The organism is Synechococcus sp. R5-15 (assembly GCF_047462035.1).
GTDB lineage: Bacteria > Cyanobacteriota > Cyanobacteriia > Thermostichales > Thermostichaceae > Thermostichus.
This window is the reverse complement of sequence record NZ_JANSIK010000177.1, coordinates 1-9,860: the sequence shown is the minus strand read 5'-3', so window position 1 is coordinate 9,860 and position 9,860 is coordinate 1. Positions and strand designations below refer to the sequence as shown.

6 protein-coding genes are annotated in these 9,860 nt (G+C 60.4%); 2 read left to right on the top strand and 4 right to left on the bottom strand.

Features of this window, described 5'->3' with window-relative positions:
* Positions 1-134: 134 nt before the first annotated feature.
* Positions 135-2,081, top strand: coding sequence for a 1-deoxy-D-xylulose-5-phosphate synthase (gene dxs / locus NW839_RS12985; protein WP_011433570.1), 1,947 nt, complete (start codon positions 135-137; stop codon positions 2,079-2,081).
* Between the two features lie 13 nt (positions 2,082-2,094).
* Here dxs and NW839_RS12980 read toward each other — a convergent pair whose 3' ends face one another.
* The 3 genes from NW839_RS12980 to fbp form a co-directional block, all read right to left on the bottom strand.
* The gene (locus NW839_RS12980) at positions 2,095-3,006 is read right to left on the bottom strand and encodes a tetratricopeptide repeat protein (protein WP_414349551.1); all 912 of its coding nucleotides are present in this window, start codon (positions 3,004-3,006) and stop codon (positions 2,095-2,097) included.
* Between the two features lie 96 nt (positions 3,007-3,102).
* Positions 3,103-4,656: a glucose-6-phosphate dehydrogenase gene (zwf, locus tag NW839_RS12975; protein ID WP_414344581.1), complete on the bottom strand. Its 1,554-nt coding sequence runs from the start codon at positions 4,654-4,656 to the stop codon at positions 3,103-3,105.
* 37 nt (positions 4,657-4,693) lie between these two features.
* A complete protein-coding gene (fbp, locus tag NW839_RS12970) occupies positions 4,694-5,692 on the bottom strand; it encodes a class 1 fructose-bisphosphatase (RefSeq protein WP_011433573.1) in 999 nt (332 codons plus the stop codon).
* 358 nt (positions 5,693-6,050) lie between these two features.
* On the opposite strand from fbp, the gene ilvD reads away from it, so the two are divergent.
* A complete protein-coding gene (gene ilvD, locus NW839_RS12965) occupies positions 6,051-7,748 on the top strand; it encodes a dihydroxy-acid dehydratase (RefSeq protein WP_414349552.1) in 1,698 nt (565 codons plus the stop codon).
* A 166-nt stretch (positions 7,749-7,914) separates the two neighbouring features.
* On the opposite strand, the gene NW839_RS12960 is transcribed toward ilvD, so the two are convergent.
* Complete coding sequence (locus NW839_RS12960; protein WP_414349550.1) at positions 7,915-9,750, bottom strand: PhoX family protein; 1,836 nt, start codon at positions 9,748-9,750, stop codon at positions 7,915-7,917.
* Positions 9,751-9,860: the final 110 nt, after the last annotated feature.

Here is a 9,860-nt window from a genome sequence, read left to right as displayed (position 1 = left end):
ACAAACAGAATGCTATCGCTGCATAGTTGAACAGTGATGTTCAGCAGTGTTCAGCGTAAATGTATCAGGGAGGGCTACAAAACCCCTCCTGAAAATGAATTAGAGTGAGATCACACCGGAAGGACGAGTCCATTATGCACCTGAGTGACATCACTCATCCCAACCAGCTCCGAAACCTGAACCTGAGCCAGTTGCGCAGCCTAGCCCGCCAGATTCGCGACAAACATCTGCAGACGGCTGCCAATTCCCCGGTCGGCTGTCATCTGGGGCCAGGGCTGGGGGTGGTGGAGCTGACCTTGGCCCTCTACAAGACCCTCGATCTGGATCGAGACAAGGTGATCTGGGATGTGGGGCACCAGGCTTATGCCCACAAAATGCTCACCGGCAGGTACCACAATTTCCACACATTGCGCCAGAAGGGGGGGATTTCCGGCTACCTGAAGCGCAGCGAGAGCCGCTTCGATCACTTTGGGGCGGGGCACGCTTCCACCAGCATCTCGGCAGCTTTGGGCATGGCCATCGCTCGGGATCGGCGGGGAGACAACTTCAAGGTGGTGGCCATCATTGGGGATGGTGCCCTGACCGGAGGCATGGCCTATGAAGCCATCAACCACGCCGGGCACCTGCCCAAGACCAACCTAATGGTGGTGCTCAACGACAACGGCATGTCTATTTCCCCCAATGTGGGGGCGATCCCTCGCTATTTAAACCGCCTGCGCCTCAGCCCGCCGGTGCAGTTTTTGGCCGACAGCCTAGAAGAGCAACTGAAGAACCTGCCCCTACTGGGATCCAGCCTCAGCCCAGAAATTGACCGCCTCAAGGAAACGGTGAAGCTGGTTACCGCTGTGCAAAACAACAAAGCCGGCATTATCTTTGAGGAGCTGGGCTTTACCTACGTGGGGCCGGTGGACGGGCACAACCTGGCGGAGTTGTTGGATGCCTTTGAGTTGGCCCACGGCATCTCCGGCCCGGTACTGGTGCATGTAGCTACCGTCAAAGGCAAGGGCTACCCGCCTGCCGAAGCGGAACAGGTGGGGTATCATGCCCAATCCCGCTTCGACCTGGCCACCGGCAAGCCCTACCCGCCCACCAAGCCCAAGCCCCCCAGCTACAGCAAGGTCTTTGGCCATGCCCTCTGCAAGCTGGCCGAGCGGGATCCCCGCATCATCGGCATCACCGCCGCTATGGATACGGGCACTGGCCTGGATAAGCTCAAGGAAAAGCTGCCGGATCAGTTTGTGGATGTGGGGATCGCCGAGCAGCACGCTGTAACGTTGGCGGCTGGCATGGCCTGTGAGGGAATGCGGCCAGTGGTGGCCATTTATTCCACCTTCTTGCAGCGGGCCTACGACCAGATCATCCACGATGTCTGTATCCAAAAGTTGCCGGTCTTCTTTTGCTTGGATCGGGCGGGAGTTGTAGGAGCCGATGGCCCCACCCACCAAGGCATGTACGACATCGCCTATCTGCGCTGCATTCCGGAAATGGTGCTAATGGCTCCCAAAGATGAAGCGGAGCTACAGCGCATGGTGGTGACCGGGATCCAGTACACCCAGGGCCCCATCGCCATGCGTTACCCGCGCGGATCTGGCGTGGGGGTGCCTCTGGCAGAAGAGGGATGGGAACCCCTGCCCATCGGCAAAGCCGAGGTGTTGCGCAGCGGCGGCGAGGTGCTGATCCTGGCCTATGGGTCGATGGTGCATCCCAGCCTGCAGGCGGCGGAGATCTTGAAAGAACACGGCATCTCAGCCACGGTGGTCAATGCCCGCTTCGCCAAGCCTCTGGATACTGAGCTGATCCTGCCTTTGGCCGAACAGAGCCGCTTGGTGGTGACGGTGGAAGAAGGTTGCCTCATGGGTGGGTTTGGCTCGGCAGTGGCCGAAGCCCTGCTCGACGCCGACCTGGCAGTGCCCTTGTTGCGCTTGGGGGTGCCGGATGTGTGGGTGGAGCACGCCACCCCCGAGGAATCCTTGGCAGAACTAGGCTTGAACAGCGCCGGGATTGCCGAGCGGATTCGGGCCAAGTTTCAGGCACGAGTTCTCAAGGGATCCCCTGCAGAACTTCCCACTGTCAATTCCTAAATCTATCCTGAATCTATTCTGAGAGGCCCATCCGCCGGTTGAACTGCTCGATGGCGGCTTGCTGCAGAGCTTCTGCAACAGGGCGGGTGCGCAGGAGGATCTGCACATCCCGCAGCAGGTTTTCTCGCCACAGGTTCTCCCGCAACACCTGCAGGCGGGCATAGTTGGGATCCAAGCGCATGGCCTTTGCCCCCAGTTCCTCAGCCCGTTCGGTTTCTCCCCGAATGTAGAGGGCAGTCGCCAGGGCCAAATAGGGCTCTGCCACAGAGTCGTTCATCTCTATCGTGCGTTCCCAGCGATCGATGGCGGCGTCCAGATCCCCCTGCTCATAGTCCACCAAGCCCATGTTGTTCATGGCCGGCCAGTAGGCGGGATCCAACTGCAAGGTCTTCTCATATTCCTGCCGGGCCGCATCCCACCGATCCAGCATGAGGTAGGCATTGCCCAGTTGGAAGCGGGCATTGGGGTTATCCGGTTGCAGGGCAACCGCTCGTTCCAGAGTCTCAGCGGCGGCAAAGTAGCTGCCCTGCCGCAAATAAGCCGATCCCAGCGAGTAGAGGACATCCCCATCTTGAGGAGATAGGGCGCGGGCCTTTTGCAACGATGCAATGGCTTGCTCCAAGTCCCCCAGTTCTAGGTGGACGTTGCCCAAAACGTAGAGTAGCTCTGAGGAGTTGGGCACCATGGACACGGCCAGTTGCAGGCGGCGCAGCGCTTCTTCCGTTTGACCAAACTGGGCCAGCCGCAGCGAGTCGGTGGCCAGTTGTAGCGCTTGGGCCTGCATCAAGCCCCCATTGGGCAGAGGGACGTGCAGCAACACCTGGGCCTGGGCAGAGCTCCACCCTCCCATCCCCAACACAACTGCCAGGCCCACCGACAAGGCTCGCCAGGGCCGGACGGATAACCGGAACAACAGTGGCGGCATGATACCCACGCAATAAACAGGCCATGCCCATGTTAGCTGCAACAGCCGGGGATCCCTACTTCTCAGTGTTCTCCTCTGCAACTGCCATCGGCCAAATCAGAGGCGTCGCCACCGCCGCCCCGATTGGGTGAGCAAATCTTCGGCAGCCTTCGGCCCCCAGGTGCCGGCCTCATAGGTGAACAGAGGCGGTGCAGCACCGCCGCCATTGCCGCTGCCGGGCTCAGACTCCCAGGCCGATAACACCGGCGTCACCACCCGCCAGGCCGCTTCAACCTCATCGGCACGGGTAAACAGCGTTGGATCCCCCAGCAGACAATCCAGGAGCAGGCGATCGTAAGCATCCGGTGTACTCGCTCCAAAGGCAGTCCCATAGCGGAAATCCATATCCACCGAGCGGGTGCGGATCTCTGGCCCCGGCATCTTGGCCTCAAAGCGCAACGAGATGCCCTCATTGGGTTGGATGCGCAGTACCAGGATGTTGGGACTCACCTCCCGAGCTGCCGATTGGAACAGGGAAAGGGGCACCTGCTTAAAGTGAATGGCCACCTCCGAAACCTTCTTGGGCAGGCGTTTCCCAGTGCGCAAGTAGAAGGGCACCCCCTTCCACCGCCAAGTATCACACTCCAGTTTCAGAGCGACGTAGGTGGGGGTTTTGGACTGGGGATTGACATTGGGCTCCTGCCGATAGCCCAGCACCGGCTTGCCGGCAATCCAGCCAGGGCCGTACTGCGCCCGCACCGCTGCGGCTGCCACATTGCGGGGATCCGCTAGGCGGGTGGCCTGCAGCACCTTGGTCTTTTCGTTGCGCACCCCATCGCTGCGCAGTGAGACAGGTGGCTCCATGGCTGTGAGGCAATAGATCTGCATTAGGTGGTTCTGCACCATGTCTCGCAGGGCGCCGGCAGTGTCGTAGTAGCCGGCCCGATCCTCCACCCCCACCGTCTCCGCCACGGTGATCTGCACATGGTCGATGTAGTTGCGGTTCCAGAGAGGCTCGAAAATGGCGTTGGCAAAGCGGAAGACCAGCAGGTTTTGCACCGTCTCTTTGCCCAAGTAGTGATCAATGCGGTAGATCTGCTCTTCCTGGCAAATTCGCTGCACAAGGCGGTTGAGTTCCTGGGCCGAGGTGAGGTCGTGGCCAAAGGGCTTTTCGATCACCACCCGCGTTTTGGTCGGATCGGCCACCATGCCAGCTGCCCCCAGCTGTTGGATGGCCTGGGCATAGAAGTCCGGCGCCACCGCCAGATAGAACACTCGGTTGCCGCGGGTGCCCCGCTCTTCGTCCAGCTGGCTGAGCAGCTGCTTTAGGCGCAGATAGCCTTCTGGATCCCCGATATCCAGGCGGCAATAGAACAGGCGGCTGGCGAAGTCCTGCCAGAGGGCCTCCGGCCCCAAGTCCTGGGGGGCAAACTCCTGCACGGCAGCCCGCATCTTTTCCCGATAAACCTCGTGAGTCCAATCGCGGCGGGCCACCCCCACCAAAGTAAACTCCGGCGGCAGCCGCCGCTGCCCAAACAGCCGGTAGTAGGCCGGGAGCAGCTTGCGGGCGGCCAGATCCCCAGAAGCGCCAAACTGCACCACAATGCAGGGATCCGGGGTGCGTTCTTGGTTGAGACCAACGCGAAGGGGGTTTTCTGCCAGGGTTACCATAGGCCAGCTTGGCTCAAAGAGAAGGATTGGGAAGAACCTAGGGCACCAGAGAACCCTCTAGGCAGCGCAGCACTTCTTCCACGTTCTCGCGGCTGCCGATGATAAGGGGCACCCGTTGGTGGAGAGATTGGGGGACGATGTCTAGGATGGCCTCGGTGCCAGTGGTGGCCGCCCCGCCCGCCTGCTCGGCCAGAAAAGCCAGGGGGTTGGCCTCGTACATCAGGCGCAGCTTGCCCTCCGGTTTTTTCTGGGTGCCGGGATAGAGGTAAACTCCGCCCTGCAGGAGAATGCGGTGAAAATCCGCCACCAGAGCGCCGCTGTAACGGGAGATGTAGCCATCGCGGCGGTGAACATACCGGACATAGTTCTGGATCCCTTCGCTCCACTGGCAAAAATAGCCCTCGTTGAGGCTGTAGACGGAGCCGCGTTCAGGAATGCGGATGTCGCTGCGGGAGAGGATAAATTCCCCCAAGCTGGGATCCAACGTGAAACCGTGTACCCCCTTGCCAACGGAGTAGACCAGTTGGGTGCTGGGGCCGTAGAGAATATATCCTGCAGCCAGTTGGCGACGGCCCGGTTGCAGCAGGTCTTGGTTGTCCGCTTCCGGGCGATCCTCAAGAGGGTGAAGGACGGAGAAGATGGAGCCGACGCTGAGGTTGGCGTCAATGTTGGAGGATCCATCCAGGGGATCGATCATCAGGGCCAAGCGGCTGAGGGAGCAGTTTTCCGGCAGGCGAGCCGGGGTTTTCATCTCTTCCGAGACCAGCCGACACACCAGGCCCGTTTGCTCCAAAGCGCGAATGAAGGCCCGGTTGGCGTAGTCGTCCATCTGTTGCTGTTCTTCCCCTTGGACATTGAGGCTGCCGGTAACCCCCAGCGCCCCTTCGATCAGTCCTGCCTGACTCAGCCGCCGGGCGATCATCTTGCCGGCCAGGGCAATGCGGTTCATCAGGGCGCTGAAGTCTTGGGCCTCTGCCGTAAAACTGCCAAACTGCTGTAAAACATGACGGGAGAGGGTGAGCACATCCCGCAACATCTCCCGTGAGGACTCCGTCCCGCTAACACGGTCGGCACTGCTGGACACTACCGGCGGGGAGGGAGGAGAGCTGAGAACCATACGAGGCTTCGCCAACACGAAGGGGAAACACCAACACCCAGGATCCCTGGCCCCCATGTCTTGACTCGGTCTCGCTAGCGCGATTGGAACCTGGGATCCCTTCTATTAGGTAGGCTGGCCGATCCTCGGCGCAGGTGCAGACAACTTACAGAGTTGCTTCAGATTTGGTTTGGATCCCTCTTTCCGGGAAAGCTCATGTTCCCCCGAAGAAACGCGGTAGGATGAGTTCTACCCCTTTTCTCCTCTCCCTACTTCGTCCCGGTTTCCTCTTGCAATGATGGCCAATTCCCCTTTCCCGCTGCGCAGCCAAGTGGTTACCCAGGGAGTACAGCGCTCCCCCAACCGCGCCATGCTCAGGGCCGTAGGCTTTCGCGACGAAGACTTCGGCAAGCCCATTGTCGGCATTGCCAACGCCCACAGCACCATCACCCCCTGCAACATCGGGATCCAAACTCTGGCGGAGCGGGCGGAGGCGGCTCTGAAGGCAGCGGGCTGTATGCCCCAGGTGTTCGGCACCATCACCATCAGCGATGGCATTTCCATGGGCACGGAGGGGATGAAATACTCACTGGTGTCGCGGGAAGTGATTGCCGATTCCATCGAGACGGTGGTCAACGGCCAGAGCATGGATGGCCTCTTGGCCATTGGCGGCTGCGACAAGAATATGCCGGGGGCGATGATCGCCATGGCCCGCCTCAATGTACCCTCGATCTTCGTCTACGGCGGCACCATCAAGCCGGGTCACTACAATGGCCGCGACCTCACCATCGTCAGCGCCTTTGAAGCGGTGGGGGAGTTCAGTGCCGGGCGCATCTCCGAGGAAGAGCTGCTGGCGGTGGAGCGCCATGCCTGTCCCGGTGCCGGATCCTGCGGCGGCATGTACACGGCCAACACCATGTCCAGCGCGTTTGAGGCCATGGGGATGAGCCTGCCCTACTCCTCCACCATGGCTGCAGAAGACGAAGAGAAAGCCGAAAGTGCAGCCCAATCGGCCAAGGTCTTGGCAGAGGCCATCAAAGCCAACATCCGCCCGCGAGATATCATCACCCGCAAAAGCATTGAAAATGCCATCTCGGTGATCATGGCTGTAGGGGGATCCACCAACGCCGTGCTCCACTTTCTGGCCATTGCCCATGCGGCAGAAGTGCCCCTGACGCTAGATGATTTCGAGACCATTCGTGCTCGCGTGCCTGTCCTCTGCGATCTCAAGCCTTCAGGGCGGTTTGTGGCCACCGACCTGCACCGGGCCGGCGGGATCCCCCAGGTGATGAAAATGCTGCTCAACCACGGCCTGCTGCACGGGGACTGCCTCACCATCTCCGGCCAGACCATCGTCGAAGTCCTGCGGGATGTGCCGGACGAGCCTAGCCCGGATCAGGAGGTGATCCGCCCTTGGCACAGCCCCCTGTATCCCCAAGGGCATCTGGCCATCCTCAAGGGGAATCTGGCTCCCGAAGGAGCAGTAGCCAAGATTACCGGCGTCAAGAACCCGAAAATTACCGGGCCGGCGCGGGTCTTCGATTCAGAGGAGTCCTGCCTGCAGGCCATCCTCTCCGGCCAGATCCGAGCAGGGGATGTGGTGGTGATCCGCTACGAAGGCCCCAAAGGTGGCCCCGGCATGCGGGAGATGCTCTCGCCCACTTCGGCCATCATCGGCGCCGGCTTGGGGGATAGCGTTGGCCTGATCACCGATGGCCGCTTCTCCGGCGGCACCTACGGCATGGTGGTGGGCCATGTGGCTCCCGAAGCCTATGTGGGGGGCACGATTGCCCTGGTGGAAGAAGGGGATCTTATCACCATCGATGCTCCGGCTCGCCTATTACACCTGCACGTGAGCGATGAAGAACTGGCTCGCCGCCGCGCCCGCTGGTCTCCTCCTGAGCCTCGCTACAAACGGGGCACCCTAGCCAAGTACGCCAAGCTGGTCTCCAGCAGCAGCTTGGGAGCAGTGACGGATTTGAACCTGTGGGATTAATTTCCCTCACCCCCGGCTCGTCTCCCAGAGGGAGAATTGGTACTTGAGAGATAGCTCCAGATTCCTGACCCTGCAGGGATCAGCCTTGCTGGGTTAAGTGCAAGAAAGCGGCAGAGATGAAGGATCCCTGCCGCTGGGTTTTATGGGCTGACGGCCTCAGAGACAACTAGGTACCGATGATCCCGCCGTCATTTTTGGTGATCACCACCACCGCCGAGCGGGGGTAGAGATTGGGGTCGTAGTCGGGCCAGCGGGAGAGGATCTTGCCGGCGGCAAAGTCGTCCTCGCTGGTGCTGGCGCCTGGGTGCTGCACGTTGATGAACATGGTGCGCTGATCGGGAGTGGTGACCACACCGGTGATCTCTTGCCCAATCGGCCCGGTTAAAAAGCGGCGAATTTCCCCTGTATCCGGATCGGCAGCCAACATTTGGTTGTTGCCAAAAGGCGCAAACTCCTCTTTGTTGAGATTGCTTTCGCTGGTGTCGGTCTGGATCCAGAGGCGACGGCTGGCATCGAACCACAGACCATCGGGAGAGTTGAAGATGTTGTCTTCATTGAGGGGCTGGCCCGATAGCTTGCGGCTATCTTCCGGCGGCCCGGCCAAGACAAAGAGATCCCACTCGAAACGGGTGGCTTGAGGCCGGTCGTTGGCTTCCTTCCAACGGATGATGTGACCCCACTTGTTTTTGGGACGGGGGTTGGCAGCGTTCACCTGGTCTTGTTCCCGACGGCTGTTGTTGGTCAGGGTGAAGTAGACCATGCGGGTTTGCGGATCCACCGCTCCCCACTCAGGCCGGTCCATTTTAGTAGCACCGACAAAATCCGCCGCCGTGCGGGTATTCACCAACACATCTGCTTGGCTGGTGAAGCCGTTTTCCGGGGTTAGACCGTTTTTCCCAAACACCAGCGGCAGCCACTCCCCTGTGCCATCTTCGTTGAACTTGGCCACATACAAGGTGCCATTGTCCAACAGATGTCCACCCGCCGTTTCCTTGCGGTAGGGCTCGGCAGAGACGTACTTGTAGATGTACTCAAAGCGGGCATCGTCCCCCATATAGGCCACAATCGGCTGGCCTTCCACCGGCGGCTGAAACACCACGCCTTCGTGGGCGAAGCGGCCCAGAGCGGTGCGCTTCTTGGGAGTGCTGCTGGGATCAAAGGGATCGATCTCCACCACCCAGCCAAAAGTGTTGGGCTCATTGCGGTAGTCTTGAGTGGCATCCGCAGCGGTGGGGGTGGCATTGAAGCGGATGAACTCGTCTGCCTTGTTGCTGGCCAGCTCCCAGCCGTAGCGAGAAGTCTCGGTGCTCACGCCGTAGCGCTTGTGCTCCCGGGGCAGGTTGGGCTTTTGGTCGGGGCCTTTGCTGGTGTTGCTGAAGTAGCCAGCCCAGTTCTCCTCACAAGTAAGGTAGGTATTCCAGGGAGTGACGCCGTGGGCGCAGTTGTTCAAAGTACCCCGGGTCATTGTGCCTTCAGGGCTGAACTTGGTTTTCACGAAGTCGGATCCCCGCACCGGGCCGTGGATCTCCATGAGGGTAAGACCGGTGATGCGGCGGTTGAGGCGATCCCGCACCACTTCCCAACTGCCGTCTCCCTGCTGCTTGATGTGGACAATGCTCACCCCGTGGCCATTCAGCTCTTTCAGCACCTGATCGGGATCGCGGGTGCCGTCAGGATTGGTGGGATACAGGTCGGAATCCAGCTTCTGGCCCACAGCCGCAGCATGCATAAACTGAGGCTCAACGTACTCGTGGTTAAACACCAGCAAACCCTCGGTGGAGCTGCCCTGCCAGGGATCCTTCCCTTCGATGGGGAAGAAGTGCATGCCATCGTGGTGGGCACCCACCTGCATTCCCTGCTCGGCACCGGTGTTTTCCAGCTTGAACTGTGGATAGGTGCCGGTGATGGGAGTACCCCAAGCCAGCAGCGGACGGGCAGTGTAGCCTTCGGGCACCACCAGTTTGTCTTCGGCGCTCACAGGAATTGCCTTGAAGCCCAGCAAAGCACTGCCACTGGCGGCTTTTGCCGATTTGGAAGCACTGTTCAGCTAGAAATCGCAGGAGCCCCGCACTGTACCCGTAGGGTCACTGCCGGGAGGAATGCGCTTTGATG